This window comes from Lysinibacillus sp. G1-3 (assembly GCF_056322905.1).
In genome coordinates this window covers 272,683-290,602 of the sequence record NZ_JBWHYQ010000003.1, presented here as the reverse complement: position 1 = coordinate 290,602, position 17,920 = coordinate 272,683, and the positions used below count along the sequence as shown (strand labels likewise).

Below are 17,920 nucleotides of genomic sequence, written 5' to 3'. Positions count from 1 at the left end.
TACTTTATAAAGATAGATGAAATGCCTTTAACACCGAATGGGAAACTGGATAGAAGAGCACTTCCAAAACCAAATACAGAGGATTCTTTAAATGAATATGAAGCACCAAGAAATGAATTAGAAGAAATCCTAGTAAGAATATGGTGTGAAGTGCTAGGAATAGATAAGATTGGGATAAATGATAACTTCTTCGACCTTGGTGGACATTCATTGAAGGCTATAAAACTCATCTCGAATTTAAATAAAAAATTTAATACTGAGATATCTATAAAAGATTTGTTTTATAACCAAACTATAAAAGAATTTTCAGTATTCATAAAAGAAGAACCGAAAAGTATTAATAACATTAGACAGGATAATGTTATCCTACTTAAAAATGTTGATGAAGATTCAAATGTGCGAGAAGAAAATTTATTTTTTATACATGATGGAAGTGGAGACATTGGTGGATATATAAAATTAGCTTCAAACTTAAAAAGTAACATCAAGTGTTGGGCAATTAAAGTTGATAAGGAATTTATATATAACCATAACAACCTTACCATTGAGACTATTGCTGAAGAATATTTAAATAAAATAAAGGAAATTCAACCAACTGGTTATTATAATATAGCAGGATGGAGTTTAGGTGGGGTAATAGCTTTCGAAATAGTTAGGCAATTAGAAAGAAATAAGGAACAGATTAAAAATCTTTTACTAATAGAATCATATATCAATCCTAAGTTAATAAATTGTAATAAAATGTTAATAGAAGATTTTTCTCTAGAGAGCGAAAAGATAAAATTAATTAGTTATATCAATAATAATGATGTTAAAGAAAAAATATCTAAAGAATCTATTCTAGATAAAAAGTGGGATATTGCACGAGAGAGTTTATCTAAAATAGAGATAGATGAAATTAAAAAAGAATTATCAGAAGAGTTTATAAATTTAATACCAGGCATAGAAGAACTTGATTTAGATGAGTTAATAAGTAATATTAATATAATAAAAAGACTAAATAGTGCATTAAAATCATATAAACCTAAGAGTAAAGTTAAAAAGCAGGTAATTTTATTTAAAGCAAAAGAAGAATCACAACTCTACTTAAAAAAATGGAATAAATATATCGAAAAGAAACTTATAATAAAGGAAATAAATGGTAACCACTATACGATAGTTAAAGAAAATAATTTAAATCATATTGTTTCCATATTCAATGAACTTTTGTAATTTGAAAAATAAATAATTTTATATAAGAACTTTTGTTTTGATAAAAATAAAAAAATAATACCTTTTCTATATGAATGTATTAAAAATGAATGGACATACCTGGTCAAATCAATAGAGTAAAGAAGAGAGTCATTTCAACCATGAATTAAAAAATATAATAAAAAATTCAAGCAAGTAATGTTCGAGCTTTATCGATCGGATACACCAGTCAATCAATTAGCTTAAAAAAGAAAGCTTGCACAACAAAAGGTTGATGTTCTAAAAAAGGCTATGACCATATTCGCGCAAAAATAAGAACTGATCCATTACATTATGAAAGAAAGCAAACATAACCTGTTTAATTGATTGTCGCTTCCCAAAAACACATGTTAAATAAATTACAAGTAGGCCTTATGTATTTAGCTTTCGGTTCAACAGATTTACGTAATTGATCGATGGATTGGCGGTCATTGCGCAAGCAAGCTTTCCGCTTGTTCTGTTGTCTTCATACCTTTTTATATTCTGCAATCGTAAGCGGGATAAACAGAAAATTCTTCATTGGATCAAAATGGATTGTGGCTTTAATAACGTCAACTTGAAAAAAGGGGTTTTTAAAGGATCCAATGAGCAAGTGTCTCCACTGCGATTATTTCACGCCAATTTAACTGGTTGCCCGATAGGTTGCCTATCGAAAAAGCTCATCCAAAAGTCTCTGCACAAATTATTATATAAGAAAAGGAATTCGGCCCTTGTGTCGAATTCCTTTTAATATGGAAAAATGATAAGCTTCACCCCAACAATTGAAGAACTTCCAGTGAAGAATTCCTTTACCCGAATCTTTTAATTACAACAATTGCTATTATACCTTTTAATTCAATTTCGCAATACAGATGTACCAGAATATATTTCAGCTGAATTAGATATATTCATTCGACAAATTGTTGGATATGAGGTATCGAAATAACTTAATTTTGAGTTAGGTTAACAGTCTTTTAAAAAAGCAATTACGTATACAAAATTACCAGGAAAGAGTGTCTTAATGAACCATTCTGAACAAGGAGGATATATCAAATACCGCGTTTTCAAGAGTCGTTGGCAACTTATGATATCAAGCGAAGTATGTCACGGAAAGGAAATTGTTTAGATAATGCCTGATAGAAAGCTTTTTTGGTACCATGAAGTCAGAATTTCTGAATACGACCACGTTTAAAAACTATGAAGAATTTACAAAAGCATTAGCAAACAATATCTACCATTAAGTTCATGTTTTAGAGTCGGGGCATAGCGTCAAAGATGAGACTCTGGAGCGAGCAAATAGAGGAACGAAGGCTAAGAGCATCACGTTCTATGATAACGCCTTCGTGATTAACATCCTGCTGCCGCTCCGTTACATTACGCTTTCGCCCAAAAAAACATCTGTTGCCCCAAACGGCTTATCGGACGCCCCTAGGAAAGTACCCAGCGGAATGGAAATAGACCCCACGTTTAGCAGAAGAGCGATGCTTTATTTATCATTGACATGTTCAATAACACCGAGAGGATAAAAAAATCGCTATTATCCTCTTCGTCTAAATAATATTCAAAATTTCTTGTGGTGTAGCAACTTTGTAATCGGGTTCTTCTTGTTGCACAACTTCAAAAGAGTCATATCCCCAACCAACCCAAATAATAGGCACTCCCGCTTTTTTGCAGGCTGCGATATCTCTTTGTTCATCACCAATGTATAAAACTTCTGATGGTGTAATGCTTGTGTCCTTTAAAAATTTCTTGATCACTTTATCCTTTCCAAAAATTCGGTTTGAACAAAGAACATCCGACACACAATGAATGCTGTTCATTTTTAGAAATTCTAAAATATTCTCCTGTGAATTGGAGGAAATGATAAGTATTTTATAGCCTCTTTTATCAATTTCCATTAGGACTTCCTTCATACCGTTATAAAGATGAACATCATTTAATGACTGACGATATAAGCGATAAAATTGTGGTAAAATCATCGGCAATTTATACATAGGAAAGTCGAATAATTTACTTCGTTCCGCTATAGATAATTTTTTCAACGATTCAATTTCCTTTAACTCTATTCCTTTAAATTTATATTTTTGCGCAATTGTATTCCAAGCTGATGCTAACACTGCCGTAGAATCTGCCAATGTTCCATCAAAATCAAAGATAATATATTTCATGTAAACTAACTCCTTTATAATCTAGTTGTAAAGACGTTTATTTTTTGAAAATGTTACTGCCTATACTTAAAAAAATGACATGATTATACAGGATATGAAACAACGGAGTACAAATAACTCTAGATGAGCAATTTTTTTACTAATAATTATTTTTGGATCATCACCATAATTTGTGGTTGAATCGGGCGCTTTGTTGTTGTTGTTGTCGCTGTCGCTACGCTTTCGCACAGAGCAAAGCTTCCTGGAGGCATCCGATGAGCTGCTTAAGGCAACAGATGTTTATTGTGCGAAAGTGAAGTGCTAACGTAACGTCAGCAACAGATGTTTATTGTGCGAAAGTGAAGTGCTAACGTAACGACAGCAACAGATGTTTATTGTGCGAAAGTGAAGTGCTAACGTAACGACAGCAAAAACAGGATGGCCACAAAGATCAGGACGTGATGTAGTCTAGTCCTACATGTGAATGGGGCATCATGACAGAAACTTACAATTAATTTTGAGATTTATCTGGATAAATTAATTAAGTAGTGGTATCGTAAGAAATAGCTAAATAAAAATATCCTTCAGGGTAGGGTGAAATTCCCAATCGGCGGTGATGAAGCAATTCAAAGTCCGTGAGCGCAAGCTGATTTGGTGCAAATCCAAAACCGACAGTTACAGTCTGGATGGGAGAAGGGTAAAAGTAAGACCTTTTTAAATTCGCTTGAGTTTATAAGGTTTATTTGATTATGCTTTTATGTAAACTACTTCCCATCGTTTAAGTTGGGAAGTTTTTTTATCTTCTTTCAGTAGGTGTTTGGACACCCACTAAATAAAGATAAAGCCTCCGGTGGATATCACGGATTTTGAAAGGAATGAATTGTGCAGGTACAATTCAAAATCCGGACGCAATTACGCCAAGGCGAAATTGATTTATTATTTAGCTAACAAATTGAATAGCAGTAGTTCTTCGGGGTAGGGTGAAATTCCCAATCGGCGGTGATGAAGTAATTCAAAGTCCGTGAGCGCAAGCTGATTTGGTGCAAATCCAAAACCGACAGTTATAGTCTGGATGGGAGAAGAACGATGAGATGGTAGCCTAAGGAAAAATTTTGTATCCTCAAGGTTTATTTGTTGACGTCTTATTTATATGAACTCCCAAACCCCTTTAATCAAAGGGGTTTTTTATTTGAACAGAGATTTTTGATTGAGGGAGGAGGTACATAGGGCTCCAAAAATGGATAGATAAACTTAGACCAATGAATGGAAGTGGGTGAAAAAATGTTTACAGGAATTATTGAGGATATTGGAACCGTAAAAACCTTGCAAAGCGATAGAAAAAGTATGAAAATCACTGTTATTTCAAAGAAAATGGTTGAGGGTGTAAAGCTCGGGGATAGTATTGCGGTCAATGGTGTTTGTTTAACAGTCATATCTTTTAATGATCAGGAGCTTACGATGGATGTAATGCCTGAAACGGTAAAGGCAACAAATTTACAGCAGCTAGCAATAGGAGATCCAGTAAATTTAGAGCGCGCTATGTCAGCGAATGGGCGATTCGGTGGTCATTTTGTATCTGGGCATGTAGACGGAGTAGGGAAAGTAGTACGAAAGCGGCCGTTAGCAAATGCAGTTTATATTGATATAGAGCTATCAAAGGAGTTAACGAGCTTCTGTATTCCAAAGGGCTCCATCACAATTGACGGAACGAGCTTAACAATCTTTCAAGTTGAGAAAAACGGTGTCACAGTATCATTGATACCCCATACGTACAAGGAAACAATTTTAGGTATGAAGAAAATTGGTGATCTCGTCAATGTCGAAACCGATTTAGTAGGAAAATACATTTTACATCAACTTAAGTATGGTCAGGAACGGCCGGCCATCACAAAAGACTTCTTAGCACAATACGGATTTTAACCAACAAGGAGGTGGCGAAATTGCTACATTCGATTGAAGAAGCAATTGAGGATTTAAAGCAAGGAAAGATAATTATTGTAGTAGATGACGAGGATCGGGAAAATGAAGGGGACTTACTAGCACTTGCGGAATTTATGACACCTGAAACGATTAACTTTATGGCTACCTATGGAAGAGGCCTTATATGTACGCCAATTTCCCAGCAGCTTGCACAAAAATTAGCATTAAACCCTATGGTTAGTGTGAATACAGATAATCATCAAACAGCATTTACCGTTAGTATTGATCATGTTGACACAACTACTGGAATTAGCGCCTTTGAACGGGCAATGACTATACAGAAAATGCTCGAACCACAAGCTAAAGTTGCGGATTTTCGTAAACCAGGCCATGTATTCCCACTAATAGCAAAGGAAAATGGTGTATTAGAGCGTAGGGGACATACGGAAGCTACAATAGATTTGGCAAAGCTTTGTAATAGCGTTCCGGCAGGAGTTATATGTGAGATTATGGGCGACAATGGCAAAATGCTACGCTTTAATGATCTCGTTAAATATGCAGCACAACATCATCTAAAAATGATTTCAATTGAAGCGTTGGCAACATATCGTCAACAAATAATGGAAGAAAACACAATGACTATATAAAAAAGGTTATCACCAAAAGTTGTGGATGATTTTTGTTAAAAACGTATAAAGTTAATCTTCGTTCTGGCTTGTTAACTCCTTGGGAATCAACGAAGGCTAAAAGAATCACGTCCTGTGATAAGACCTTCGAGACGAACCTCGGTGCCGCTGCACGAAAATCAACCACACGAAATGGTGATGAGCCATAAAAAAGGAGAAAAGAAAAATGGTTAAAACATTTGAAGCACAATTAATTGGTACGGATTTAAAAATAGCAGTAGTAGTAGGTCGTTTCAACGAATTTATTACAAGTAAATTATTAGACGGTGCATTAGATGGTTTAAAGCGTCATGGTGTTGATGAGAATTCTATCGATATTGCATGGGTTCCTGGAGCATTTGAAGTTCCATTCATCGCTAAACAGTTAGCTGAAACAAAGAAATATGATGCAATTATTGGATTAGGTACGGTTATTCGTGGCTCAACAACACATTATGATTATGTATGTAATGAATCAGCAAAAGGAATTGCAAATGTGTCACTAACTACAAATGTACCTGTTATTTTTGGCATTGTTACTACTGAAAATATTGAACAAGCAATTGAGCGCGCAGGGACTAAATCAGGAAATAAAGGCTATGACGCAGCAATGTCAGCTATTGAAATGGCAAATTTAAAGAAGATGATTGGATAAATCTTTCTAATAATAGGTTGGAAATTGCAACGCTAAATTATTCTGACAAAGCATTTTAAACAGTATATATTCTTGAATATTTTTTAAAAGCATGGAGAAAATATCCGTAAGTGTATTTATGTTATTTTTTATAAATGTACTAATTTGGAGCTGGCTCAGTAGGAGATGAGGGATATTTCTTCGATAGAACAAGAATTAAATTTGAAATCTTTGAAGTCACTATTTCAACGCTCTGCTGATGTGGTATTTCAGGAGTATTTCTTTCAGCAACATAAAGTACATTTGATAAAATGCGAAGAGATGATTAATGAACGGTTACTGCAGACCGTTATTGTGCAACGAATACAATCTTTATTTACTGCAACATCGGATGAATTGTTAGCGGAACATATACAAAATCATTTACACATTCCCCATCTTCAGAGAATAACAAGTAAAGATGAGGCCATCACGAGAGTCTATAAAGGGCATGTTTTACTATATTTCGAAGATATGAATTTGCTGTATTCAAGTTATATCGCAAAAAAACCAAATCGAGAGCCTAAAGAAACAACTCTTGAATTGGTTATCAAAGGTCCGAGAGATGATTTTATTGAGGATGTTTTAATTAATATTGCTTTAATACGAAAACGATTACCGACTAATTCATTAAGTGTTGAAACATATGAACTTGGCACACGATCCAAAACAACCGTAGCTGTACTTTATCTAGAAGATGTCGTAAATAAAAAGATGCTTGAGAAAATAAAAATACAGCTCCAGCGAGTTGATGCGGACGTTATATTTAGCGGGGATATATTGATGGAAAGGATTGAGCAGAGCGATAAAATTCTGCCTAAGCATGATTATACTGGACGTCCGGATTTTGCTGTACAAGCTTTAAGTAGAGGGCGTATTATCATCGTAGTTGATGGAGTCCCTTATGCGATTATTACACCTGTTAATGTAATGTTACTTTTTAAATCTGGTGAGGATAATGAGTATCCGATTATTGTAAGTTCTATGGAGCGTTTACTAAGAATAGTTGCCATTTTAATAAGTGTACTTTTACCAGGCTTATGGTTTGCACTTACAACCTTTCATCAAGAGCAATTGCCATTCATCCTATTGGCAACAGTTGTTGAATCAAGAACGGGGCTCCCATTTCCATCTATTCTTGAAATATTAATGATGCTATTTATGTTTGAATTATTTCGGGAAGCTAATATACATCTACCTAATGTTATCAGTGGTTCCATAAGCGTTGTTGGGGGATTAATTATTGGAGATGCAGCGATTAAATCGGGGGTTACGAGTCCTTCCATGATTATCGTTATAGCTACTTCAAGTATTGCAGCTTTTACACTCGTCAATCAATCCCTTGCATCAGCAATGAGTATTCTCAGGATAATCATTATTTTAGCATCTGCCTTTTTTGGATTATTTGGATTCTTCATTTCGGTGTTTTTCATACTTCTATATATTGCAAATTTACGAGTATTAGGTGTTCCATACTTAAATATGGGAGCGAATTTAGATTGGCCGGACATTAAAAAATCTTTAGTTCGCCTTTCTCCTTCAGGTTACAGTAAGCGACCGAAATTTTTAAATGTACAGGATGAGACAAAGACATCGAGTAGGAAAAAATAAATACTTAAAATGAAAAGATCAGGTTTTTATAGGCCTGATCTTTTTTCAATTCCCAACAGACCCCCATTTCAACGATGAGAAGGACATAGCCCAAAAGTAGGAGACGAAGGTTGAGATAGTCAAAACGGGCTTGAGATGATAAACTAAGAACCAATATTCTTATTTAAGAATCCTGAATCGTATTTCTGAACAGTCTGTTTAGGAAGGATGTACAGGGGGGAGATAGCCATTGTCGTTCAAACTTCTAAGTATCTTACTTCTCTTCATCTGATTATCGACAGGAAGAGCATTTCACTACGCAAATAAATGATTTTTAAACAACCATAAAAAAAGAAGTATATTGTAGTATAATAGGGTTGTTGGATATGAAATTGTTTTCTAGGATGAAAGTATGAGATGATGTCAACTACGACTAACAATTATTATGGAATGCGAAAGCCAAGCTCAATTAAATTAAGATATTATTCATGTCAATAGATGAGGAAGTACCAGTTTGTATGAAAACACGAAAAATAAAACTAATTTTAATACTATCAACTCTCTTATTAGTATTGTTTACAAGTTTAAACATCTTTACATCCTATGTAAAAATGAAAAAGACAGTAGAAGAGTCAATAGCGAACCAAAGTCTGAAAGCAGCTATTTCTATCGCATCTACTATTGATGTAGAGGCGTACAAACAATTTTTAGAAAACCCCGAGGAAAATGAGTATTATTGGCAAATAAGAAGCTACTTAAACGATGCAAGAGTAAAAATAGGTGCTTTATTTGTTTATACATTAGATATTGAAAATCCGAAGGTATCCAAAGCAATGATCATGGGTTTACCAAGTGAAGTTAAAGGCTTTTATATCGGAATGGACTGTACTGTACCCGAGACACAAGTGCAAAAAGCTTATAATGGAGAAACATTTATAACAGATGTAATACAAGATTCTATATATGGTTCCTACTTAACTGTTGGTGCACCGATTAAGGATGAAACAGGGGAGGTTATTGCATACATAGGCATTGATATTAGTGCAGACACATTAAATGACATTAAGGGAAAAGTGATTGAAGACAATCTTTTAGTCTTTATTTTTAATGGTGTACTCATTTTAATGGTTACCGGCTCAGTTTTCTTCTTACAGAGATGGTATCAAAAAGAAGTAGCAGAAGAAGTTGAAGCGACAGAAGATACATATCAAGCGGAAATTAAAACTTTAATCACTTCCGTGTCTTCTTTAAGACATGATTTCACAAATCATATACAAGTATTGCATGGATTCCTACAATTAGATGAACCTGATCAGGCAAAACAATATTTATCTTCATTGTATAAAGAAGTTCATGATATTAAGTCTCTTAAATTAAATATTGATCATCCTGGATTGGCGATTTTATTGCAAACAAAAAAACTAACGGCACAAAATCATAATATTGATATGGATTTCACAGTCTCTCAGGATGCGTTTAATAAAATTAGAACAACGGATCTAATTAAAATCTTATCGAATTTAATAGATAATGCGATTGATGCTGCAAATGAATTATCGGAAGAACAACGTAAAATAACAATTAGTTGTGAAGCTGATGACACGCAATATAAATTACAGGTTACAAATACTGGACCAAATATTGTAGAAGCAGGGCAAATATTCAAGCGAGGATTTTCTACAAAGAAACCGGAAAATGGTAAAACAAGAGGGCAAGGCTTGTTTATTGTGAATGAAATAGTCAATAAGTACGACGGTCAAATTTCTATCGATTCATCAAAACATCTAGAGACAACCGCTATAGTAACTATTCCAATAAAGTAAATTTCGAAACTTCCTACAGAAAATTGTAGGAAGTTTTTTTGTTTCTTTAAACTAAGTTCGATATAGGCAAAGTGAAATATATGCCAGTGGAATGGCTCCTTCTCTATTCGAAAAGCAGTTTCAACTTTTATTTTTACATTTTTTGAGTAATTCATTTCATATAGTACTAATAATCGATGGTATTCTATTAGGGGGGAGTTGAAATATTTGGATAAATCAATCCTTGATCTATTGAGAAGGGGTGGATTTGTTTTGTATGCAAGGCATGGTCAAGCAACTGTCGGAGTAGATCAGCCATATTTAAATTTCCAAGATTGTGTTACGCAAAGAAATTTGTCTGAATTTGGGCGGAGGCAGGCCGTTTACTTTGGACAACTGTTACGTCATTTACAAATTCCGATTAGTTCACCAGTAGTTGTAAGTCCTTTTTGTCGTACAGTTGAAACGGCACAGCTCGCATTTCCTTATTCTTATATTCAAATTGACCCAATTGGTTATGAAATATATAAATTGGGTGGGGCTATTCCTTTTGTTGAAAAAAGTAATATTTTACCAAATGCGCAATCAGTGTTAGAAAGAAAGCCATCGCAAGGAATGAATCAAGTGATCGTTGCCCATAGTTTTCCTGAAGATGTTGGACTAGGGGAGATTTCGAATATGGGAATGGTTATTGTTAAGCCAAATGGTCCTGGAAATGGTTATGAAATAATAAAAAAATTAACTTTAGAAGATTTATCACTTTTAAATTAACGTAGGGATGGGAGAAAAATATGAAAATAAAAACAGTCTCACAGTGCACGTTAAATGAAACTTTAAAAGCTTGGAATAAAGGCTTTGAAGGGTATTTTGTACAAATAGAAATGAACGAAGAGGTGTTTTTAAACCGACTCGTTGGGGAAGGGCTATCGCCAGAGCTTTCAATCGTCGCATTTGATCAAAATAATCCTGTTGGCATTGTATTAAATGGCTTTAGATTAATTGATGGTAAGAAAACCTCTTGGAATGGAGGAACAGGTATCTCTCCAGACTTTCGTGGTAAAGGTGTTTCTCGTGTTTTAATGGAAGAAACCATCGCCATCTATGAAAGAGAGAATGTGGAAGTTGCAACGTTGGAAGCTATAAAAGAGAATAAGGTAGCAATTGCGCTATATGGGAAGTATGGCTATACCGTTACAAATCAATTGCTCTTTTTAAGTGGCGAATATGAAGCAAAAGTAGAGAAACCAGTCGAAATTCATGTGGAAACTATTCGGCCAGAGCAGCTACCGTATTTATCTTTTTATAAGGAAGATGTTCCTTGGCAATGTAGCTGGCAAAGCAATAAACAAGGAGAAGTTAAAGTTTTTTATAATGAGAATAGTAAAGCAATTGGCTATATGTTATATAAAACGGTATGGAATCAGGAGGGAGCCATTGACAGCATAGTGCTTTATCAATTAGAGCTACTAGGGAATGGTAATGTTGAGCATATTCCACACTTTATCGCAAGCATTACAAAACACAAGGTAAAACTGGCAACAGTTAACTTTTTAGCAAGTAATCCAGCTACGAGCTATTTAATGGCAAACGGGCTAGAAGTGAAGACGGAGCAAGTGCAAATGAAGAAGAAAATGGATTCGTAGTTTGCGAGATGAGAAGAGTCAATTTCGATGTAAAATGATGTTGCTTAAATTTGGGGAGTTAAAGATGTGAAGAATTGAACTTGATTTTTACAGGTAGTTATAAAAAGAAGGTGTTAATAGTTATGAGGAAAATACTCATATGTAATTTACTAATATTGGTGTTGGTAGGTTGTACATCGGCTATAAATACCACTCCCACTGCAAAATCTATTCTTACAGAACATTCTCAAGCGGATATTCTTCAATATAATAATTTGATTTACATTAATACTACAAGCTTGGAATCGATGAAACAATTAGAGTATACGAAATATGAGATTATAGGGGAAATTATTAAAACTACAAATTCCTCTAAAAATTTCAATGATTTTTATGCTACTAAATTGGAAAGTGGAACAAAGATTTTCTCTACAAATGGTAAAAATACGGATACTATCATAGCGGATATAAATGGGCAATATATACTTTATACGGTTTTGCTTGAGGGCTAGGTTGTAAACAATTGAGAATTACAGTATACTAATCCGATAAAGAATGTAAATAAAGGATGAATTTAAATGACGTTTGAAGAAATTTTACCTCGCTTAAAGGCGGGCGAAAAAGTAATTCGTAAAGGTTGGGGCGGTGCCGAATTATATGTGAAGCTTGTTGGACAAAGCGAACATGATGGCGAGACTTTGAATCCTTATTTTTTAATTAATGTACGCGGTGAGGGCTATACAATGTTTACGCCGACTGTCTGTGATTTATTAGCGGAAGATTGGATAATTGTCAATTAATAGGAAAAGCCATCTCAAATGAGGTGGTTTCTTTGTTTTTAGAGGAGAGAGATCGATGACGTTTGAAGAATATAAGGGCAAGGCGGTATTTGTGACGGGGGCTGGTTCAGGTATTGGTCAAGCTCAAGCTATTGCATTTTTAGAAAATGGGGCAAACGTATTCGGGCTTGATTTACATGAGCAAGGGTTAGGAAAACTATATCACCAATACCCTGAACAATTTGCCTATAAAGTAGGTAGTGTATGTAATAAGGACGATGTAGAGCAAGCATTTGTAGCTGTAATTTCAAAATTTAAGCAGGTAGATATTTTATTAAATACCGCGGGCGTTTTAGATGGTTTTGCAAAAACACTGGATACAGATGAGGCGCTTTGGGATAAAATTATGAATACCAATGTTAAGGGTACTTTTTTTGTAACGAATACGGTATTACCTCATATGGTCAAACGAAAATCAGGCGTCATTGTTAATATGGCATCTATTGCAGGACTTGTTGCTGGCGGTGGTGGTGCAGCGTATACAGCATCTAAACATGCGATTGTCGGCTATACGAAACAGTTAGACTTAGATTATTGTCGTGAAGGAATTCGCGCCAATGCCATTGCACCTGGGGCCATTCAAACACCGATGAATAAGGCAGATTTTGAAGGTGATGGGGAAATGGCCAAATGGGTCGCTAATGAAACGCCTGCAGGACGCTGGGCACAACCACATGAAGTAGCGAATTTAACACTTTACTTAGCAAGTGCGGCTGCTGATTATATTCATGGAGCTATTATGCCAATCGATGGTGGCTGGCTAACGAAATAAGATTGTTCAATCGTAAATTCTTCTGATATAATACGCAAGTAAGCAAAATCTGCTTGCACTACGGCACTTCAGATAGGGCGAAAAGCTCTCTTCCTTTGGCCGTAGTTATTACTAAAATAGCGGATGTGCTATTTTACAAAGGAGAATAAAATTGAATACATCTATTGTAAAAGATTCAAGCCGTACTTCTGTAAGCGAGCTTACAAAGATGGCACTTGTTGCAGCTTTATATGTGGCTGTAACTGTTTTATTGTCAGTCATCAGTTTTGGGGCAGTTCAATTACGTCTATCGGAGATGTTTAACTACCTGGCCCTCTACAACAAACGCTATGTAGTAGCCGTGACTCTAGGAGTAGTACTCGCTAATTTCATGTCACCAACGTGGATATTAGATGTACCCATTGGTGGAATTGCGACATTCCTCGTTTTAGTTCTTTGCCGAAGAGTAACGAAAAATATAACAAATGATCTTGTGAAAATGGTTATAACTGCATTGATTTTTGCTATATCAATGTTCACCGTTGCAGGTCAATTAACAATTCTCTATGATCTTCCGTTTTGGGCAACATGGTTTACGGTTGGAATCGGAGAGCTATTGTCAATGACTGTTGGTGGTATGACTATTTATTTATTAAATAAAAAAATTGATTTATCGAAATAGTTTTATGCATAAAAAAGCGAGTCACTTTTATGAAGTAAGGGTGCTCAGGTTTGACCACAATCTTACCTAGTACACCTTGGGCAAGTTCATCAGCTCAAATACTTCAGCCTGAATCAGACAATATAAACCTCATCGCCCGGATTCTTACTGGTATATCCCAACACAAGATCCGGGCGATGATTCTTTTCGAAGAGGATCACGACTCCCAGTTCTTTAGCAATTTTCCACAGCGGTTCGGTAAACACTTTTGGACCCCACGCCTCCACAAATTGTATTTTACTCATCACTAAACTACCTTTTTCATAAATCTATGTCCACATTTCCCTAGATTTTAGTACTATTGTTTGTCTTATTATTGTCCATCAACTGATTATCTAAGTCAGTATAGACCAGACATTCCTACAAACAGTCTGAGCTGTGCACAACAAGAAGGGACTCCTCTGATGGCCCATTAAGCACCACCTGAGGAGTCCCTTTTTGTGAAAAAGTATTGCTTATCTCTTATGATGGAGTGTCAGATGGGACAGGCTTTACCTCTTCTGGCGGAGTATTATCTTTTTTAGCCTGAAGTTTGAACTGAGGAGACGGTTCAGATAATATATTATAACTATCTCCCATTTTGGATAAGGTCATTACTACCGCATGATAATAAGTAGACGTATTGATTTCTTTACCGTATACATCATTCATTAAATCCAATGAATATTCACTGATTGCATTTATGCCCAACGAGATTGAAGTGTAATTCTCTAAAGAGACTTTATTCGCAAAAGAAACCTTGAAGTCTTCTACTTTATCTGTAGGAACCAAGAATACTCGATATCCTGTTACGTTATTTTCATTGCTTCCTTTATTAAAGCTAATCCGGATATCTTTATATGTGCCAGTATTCCCTACGTTTGAGAGTCTTACTTTAGTTACTGCTTCTACTGAGGCAGAATTGGTTAACGTAATTTCATTCGAAACACCAGACAATGCAAATGTGCCGGTTGCACTGTTTCCAACTGACAATACGTAGACGTTATACCACGTACCATTAGTGATAGAATTCCCATCTATATCCGTTGCCTTAATGTCAAGAACCCGGTTAGTACTGCTGCCAGAAGTTCTTACGGCTGTATAATTTGGAGTCTGAATGTTGCTTGCTATTGAAGCATTGAATGGTTTATTTTTAGGTACAACCATAATTCGATATTCACTTATATTCGATGCATCAGATGCATGATTGAACGATACCCGTAAATCACGGCCATCTCCAAAATCACTTACATCGCTGGCATTAACATTGCTGACCGCTTGAACGGCTTTGTTCTTAGTAAGCGTAATCACCGACGAATTAGAAGATAAAGCATTGACGCTTGAAGAATTTCCATTCGCTACAGTCAGTACATAAACACGGTAGCTTGTGCCCTCCGTAATGTAATTACCGCGAACATCTCGAGCCCTATCTAATGTTCTAGTTAACGACTTGTTTCCGCCTTTGCTCTCTGTGATGTAATAAGAGCTGCTATTGGCTTGTGATAAGTTGAAGCTGCTGTAATAAGCTGTCGGTACGACAAAAATCCGATAATGATTGATATTTGTATCATCGGAAGGCTTCGTGAACGTTACCTGCAAATCACTACCATCCCCATAATCATTTACATCAGCAACATTTAGATTGGTTACAGCCTGCACATTGATGTTCTTACCGAGCGTAATCGTAGACGTTGGCGAGGACAGCGCATTGCTGCTGGAATAATTGCCATAGCCTACCGAGAGAACATAGACACGGTAGCTAGTTCTATCCGTAATATAATTGCCGCGCACATCCCGAGCATTTCCTGAGAGCGTCATCCCGTACTTGTTATTTCCTGACTTGTTCACAGTTGTATAATTACTGCTGGATACATTATTAGCATCCGACAGACTAAAGCTACTGTAATAAGTCGTTGGCACAACCATGATGCGATAGTGACTAATATTAGACTCATCTGCCGCTTTAGTGAAAGATACATTGAGATCACGACCGTCGCCATAATCATAATCATCGCTGGCGTTGAGATTCGATACTGCACCTACATTGCTACTATATAGCGTAATCGCATTGGAAGCCGTTGATAATACGTTTTTCCCTGAGTTTTTAGCTACGGCCATAACGAATACACGATAGCTGACCCCATTCTGAATGGTATAACCGTCTGTATCTCGAGTCCCCGAAGAGAGTACTTGAGAAATATTGTAGCCCGTCTTGTTCACTTGTGTGTAATTAGAGCTGGACAGACTGTTCGCCTTGGTCAATGTAAAGTTCGAATAGTTGTTTGCTCTTACAACAAAGATCCGGTATGCGCTAATGTTAGACTCATCGGATATTTTGTTGAAGCTCACTCTCAGATCGCGTCCATCTCCATAGTCGTTGACATCATCAACTTGAGTAATAACAGGAGTAGCCGCTGTATTTGGACGAAGTGTTACGGATAAAGAAGGGAATGACAGCATATTAACAGCTGAATCAGTGCTGCTAACTAACAAGACGAATGCTGTATAAGGTACGCCGTTCTTAATGAAATCACCGGCAGAATCACGTGCTGAGGAAGACAGAGTTCCTGTCACCGTACCGCCGTTGCTTCCCGATTTATTCATTGTCGTATAGTAGCTACTGGATAAATTATTCGCAGTAGTAAGACCGAAATTGTCAGCGTCTTTACTTTTTACGATAATTACACGGTAACTCGAAACATTGTTGTCATTCTGCGGACGAGTGAAGCTAATCGAGAGATCGCGTCCGTCGCCGAAATCGCTAATATCGCTAATTTTCAGATTTGTTATTTCTACAATCGGTGACATGCTCGATAGGGTAATCTTCTGAGAAGATTTCGATAATGCGCTGGAATAAGAACCTTTTCCAACTGCAAGTACATACGCTACATAAGGCTGGTCATTTCTAATATAGTCACCGTCCACATCCCGCGAACTTTGATTTAATACGATAGAACGATCCGAGCCGGCAGGTGATACTTTCGTATAATTTGAAGCGGAGACCTTCAGGGCCGACGCCTGATTCAAGCCTTTTGAAGCCTTCACAACGAGAACCCGGTAATGATCCACAAGTGATTCAGTAGACGAATGGGAGTAGGTAACCTCGAGGTCACGCCCATCTCCTTGATTACCAATATCTCTAAGCGACACATGGCTGACTGGAGAAATACTGATATTGCTCGGAGTATCAGATTTAATAGATACGATCTGATTATACGAGTTCCAGTCAACTTCCTGATCAAGCGCTTCACTCACAAAGCGTATTGGTACCATTGTTCTGCCATTTATGATCTGTGCAGGTACATCAAGCGTAACGCTCTTGGCATTAATAGTAGCTACCTTCGATTTAATCTTGAGAACTACCGTTGAATCTCCTTTAATTCCTGTAACGGTTTGATTTTTTTGATCCCAATACACTCTTGCATCCAATGCCTCAAAAATTGCTCTAAGCGGTAGCATAACGCGCCCTTGAACCATCACTGGCGGTTGATCGGTCTTTAATTGAACCCCGTCTACAAAAATCGTGATGGCCTTTGCCGCTTGAGCGGTTGCTGGTTGCAGCAATAACGGTACAATAAGTATCGCTGCAAGAAATAAAGTCCATATTTTCTTCATAAATTCCACCCCTTCCGATGCCCTTATATTAATCTGGCAATGATAAATATCATTGTATAATTAGTACGCACAACAGATGAAAAAGTTTCGTATTTTTACCTAAACAAGAAAATTTAACCATGATAGTGATATCACATCAGTCTTATTGGGCATTTTCCTATAAGAAATAATAAATGTACCTTCGTTGTGTCTTTTTCGACGTATTATTCATAGTACGAATGGAGAGGAAGTCATTTTTGTGATAATAAAACGAATCGTTATGTAGGTATGATGACTTTCTTCATTAAACGGGGCACAGGTATACGAGGACAGACTACCGACATAGTGAAGCGCTGGCTATTATCCCGGTAAAGCAGGTAGACCAGAACAATAGCAATTCGACTGCAA

Annotated in this window: 17 protein-coding genes and 2 riboswitches; of the genes, 14 read left to right on the top strand and 3 right to left on the bottom strand. The window is 36.2% G+C overall.

Translation table 11 applies throughout. The annotated features are described in order from the left end of the window. The 3 genes from ACVYAD_RS04750 to ACVYAD_RS04740 all read left to right on the top strand — a co-directional run. Window positions 1–1,212 (top strand): thioesterase domain-containing protein (locus ACVYAD_RS04750; RefSeq protein ID WP_476424922.1); only part of this gene is annotated, 1,212 nt, incomplete at its 5' end. 427 nt (window positions 1,213–1,639) lie between these two features. Next, window positions 1,640–1,960: an IS66 family insertion sequence element accessory protein TnpB gene (gene tnpB / locus ACVYAD_RS04745; RefSeq protein WP_476424920.1), complete on the top strand. Its 321-nt coding sequence runs from the start codon at window positions 1,640–1,642 to the stop codon at window positions 1,958–1,960. A gap of 406 nt (window positions 1,961–2,366) precedes the next feature. Continuing rightward, window positions 2,367–2,450, top strand: a complete 84-nt coding sequence (locus ACVYAD_RS04740; protein ID WP_476424938.1) for a hypothetical protein — start codon at window positions 2,367–2,369, stop codon at window positions 2,448–2,450. Between the two features lie 309 nt (window positions 2,451–2,759). Here ACVYAD_RS04740 and ACVYAD_RS04735 read toward each other — a convergent pair whose 3' ends face one another. After that, window positions 2,760–3,377 carry an HAD-IA family hydrolase gene (locus ACVYAD_RS04735; protein ID WP_349660791.1) on the bottom strand — a complete coding sequence of 206 codons (618 nt, stop codon included), beginning with the start codon at window positions 3,375–3,377 and terminating at the stop codon, window positions 2,760–2,762. Between the two features lie 555 nt (window positions 3,378–3,932). Next, window positions 3,933–4,058: riboswitch (FMN riboswitch) on the top strand. A 260-nt stretch (window positions 4,059–4,318) separates the two neighbouring features. Continuing rightward, window positions 4,319–4,444, top strand: a riboswitch (FMN riboswitch). A 193-nt stretch (window positions 4,445–4,637) separates the two neighbouring features. On the opposite strand from ACVYAD_RS04735, the gene ribE reads away from it, so the two are divergent. The 11 genes from ribE to ACVYAD_RS04680 all read left to right on the top strand — a co-directional run bounded on the left by ribE (window position 4,638) and on the right by ACVYAD_RS04680 (window position 13,900). After that, complete coding sequence (ribE, locus tag ACVYAD_RS04730; protein ID WP_476424919.1) at window positions 4,638–5,276, top strand: riboflavin synthase; 639 nt, start codon at window positions 4,638–4,640, stop codon at window positions 5,274–5,276. A gap of 20 nt (window positions 5,277–5,296) precedes the next feature. Then, on the top strand, window positions 5,297–5,923 hold the full coding sequence (gene ribB / locus ACVYAD_RS04725; protein WP_432760156.1) for a 3,4-dihydroxy-2-butanone-4-phosphate synthase: 627 nt from the start codon (window positions 5,297–5,299) through the stop codon (window positions 5,921–5,923). A 205-nt stretch (window positions 5,924–6,128) separates the two neighbouring features. After that, a complete protein-coding gene (ribH, locus tag ACVYAD_RS04720) occupies window positions 6,129–6,596 on the top strand; it encodes a 6,7-dimethyl-8-ribityllumazine synthase (protein WP_349660789.1) in 468 nt (155 codons plus the stop codon). A 165-nt stretch (window positions 6,597–6,761) separates the two neighbouring features. Beyond that, window positions 6,762–8,225 (top strand): spore germination protein, encoded by a 1,464-nt coding sequence (locus tag ACVYAD_RS04715; protein ID WP_476424917.1) that lies wholly within the window; start codon window positions 6,762–6,764, stop codon window positions 8,223–8,225. Between the two features lie 497 nt (window positions 8,226–8,722). Beyond that, window positions 8,723–10,027: a GHKL domain-containing protein gene (locus ACVYAD_RS04710; protein ID WP_349660787.1), complete on the top strand. Its 1,305-nt coding sequence runs from the start codon at window positions 8,723–8,725 to the stop codon at window positions 10,025–10,027. A gap of 207 nt (window positions 10,028–10,234) precedes the next feature. Then, a complete protein-coding gene (locus ACVYAD_RS04705) occupies window positions 10,235–10,777 on the top strand; it encodes a histidine phosphatase family protein (RefSeq protein ID WP_476424915.1) in 543 nt (180 codons plus the stop codon). 20 nt (window positions 10,778–10,797) lie between these two features. After that, on the top strand, window positions 10,798–11,649 hold the full coding sequence (locus tag ACVYAD_RS04700) for a GNAT family N-acetyltransferase (protein WP_476424913.1): 852 nt from the start codon (window positions 10,798–10,800) through the stop codon (window positions 11,647–11,649). Window positions 11,650–11,771: 122 nt separating this feature from the next. Beyond that, window positions 11,772–12,140, top strand: coding sequence for a hypothetical protein (locus tag ACVYAD_RS04695; RefSeq protein WP_476424911.1), 369 nt, complete (start codon window positions 11,772–11,774; stop codon window positions 12,138–12,140). Window positions 12,141–12,206: 66 nt separating this feature from the next. Next, complete coding sequence (locus ACVYAD_RS04690) at window positions 12,207–12,428, top strand: DUF2829 domain-containing protein (RefSeq protein ID WP_323646632.1); 222 nt, start codon at window positions 12,207–12,209, stop codon at window positions 12,426–12,428. A gap of 55 nt (window positions 12,429–12,483) precedes the next feature. Then, window positions 12,484–13,239 (top strand): 3-oxoacyl-ACP reductase, encoded by a 756-nt coding sequence (locus ACVYAD_RS04685; RefSeq protein ID WP_476424910.1) that lies wholly within the window; start codon window positions 12,484–12,486, stop codon window positions 13,237–13,239. Window positions 13,240–13,390: 151 nt separating this feature from the next. Continuing rightward, entirely contained in the window at window positions 13,391–13,900 is a 510-nt protein-coding gene (locus ACVYAD_RS04680) for a QueT transporter family protein (protein ID WP_349660782.1), read from the top strand. Window positions 13,901–14,013: 113 nt separating this feature from the next. On the opposite strand, the gene ACVYAD_RS04675 is transcribed toward ACVYAD_RS04680, so the two are convergent. Together ACVYAD_RS04675 and ACVYAD_RS04670 are read right to left on the bottom strand one after the other, a co-directional pair. After that, window positions 14,014–14,184 carry a hypothetical protein gene (locus ACVYAD_RS04675; RefSeq protein WP_476424908.1) on the bottom strand — a complete coding sequence of 57 codons (171 nt, stop codon included), beginning with the start codon at window positions 14,182–14,184 and terminating at the stop codon, window positions 14,014–14,016. Between the two features lie 217 nt (window positions 14,185–14,401). Further along, window positions 14,402–17,533, bottom strand: a complete 3,132-nt coding sequence (locus ACVYAD_RS04670; RefSeq protein WP_476424906.1) for a stalk domain-containing protein — start codon at window positions 17,531–17,533, stop codon at window positions 14,402–14,404. Window positions 17,534–17,920 lie beyond the last annotated feature (387 nt).

What these genes read in the sequence shown, in the direction of transcription:
- ACVYAD_RS04710 (WP_349660787.1), top strand. Translation starts at nt 8,723, where the DNA reads ATGAAAACACGAAAAATAAAACTAATTTTAATACTATCAACTCTCTTA.
- ACVYAD_RS04690 (WP_323646632.1), top strand. Translation starts at nt 12,207, where the DNA reads ATGACGTTTGAAGAAATTTTACCTCGCTTAAAGGCGGGCGAAAAAGTA.
- ACVYAD_RS04700 (WP_476424913.1), top strand. Translation starts at nt 10,798, where the DNA reads ATGAAAATAAAAACAGTCTCACAGTGCACGTTAAATGAAACTTTAAAA.
- ACVYAD_RS04740 (WP_476424938.1), top strand. Translation starts at nt 2,367, where the DNA reads ATGAAGTCAGAATTTCTGAATACGACCACGTTTAAAAACTATGAAGAA.
- ACVYAD_RS04735 (WP_349660791.1), bottom strand. Translation starts at nt 3,377, where the DNA reads ATGAAATATATTATCTTTGATTTTGATGGAACATTGGCAGATTCTACG.
- ACVYAD_RS04675 (WP_476424908.1), bottom strand. Translation starts at nt 14,184, where the DNA reads ATGAGTAAAATACAATTTGTGGAGGCGTGGGGTCCAAAAGTGTTTACC.
- ACVYAD_RS04685 (WP_476424910.1), top strand. Translation starts at nt 12,484, where the DNA reads ATGACGTTTGAAGAATATAAGGGCAAGGCGGTATTTGTGACGGGGGCT.
- ACVYAD_RS04715 (WP_476424917.1), top strand. Translation starts at nt 6,762, where the DNA reads ATGAGGGATATTTCTTCGATAGAACAAGAATTAAATTTGAAATCTTTG.
- ribE (WP_476424919.1), top strand. Translation starts at nt 4,638, where the DNA reads ATGTTTACAGGAATTATTGAGGATATTGGAACCGTAAAAACCTTGCAA.
- ribH (WP_349660789.1), top strand. Translation starts at nt 6,129, where the DNA reads ATGGTTAAAACATTTGAAGCACAATTAATTGGTACGGATTTAAAAATA.
- ACVYAD_RS04695 (WP_476424911.1), top strand. Translation starts at nt 11,772, where the DNA reads ATGAGGAAAATACTCATATGTAATTTACTAATATTGGTGTTGGTAGGT.
- ACVYAD_RS04670 (WP_476424906.1), bottom strand. Translation starts at nt 17,533, where the DNA reads ATGAAGAAAATATGGACTTTATTTCTTGCAGCGATACTTATTGTACCG.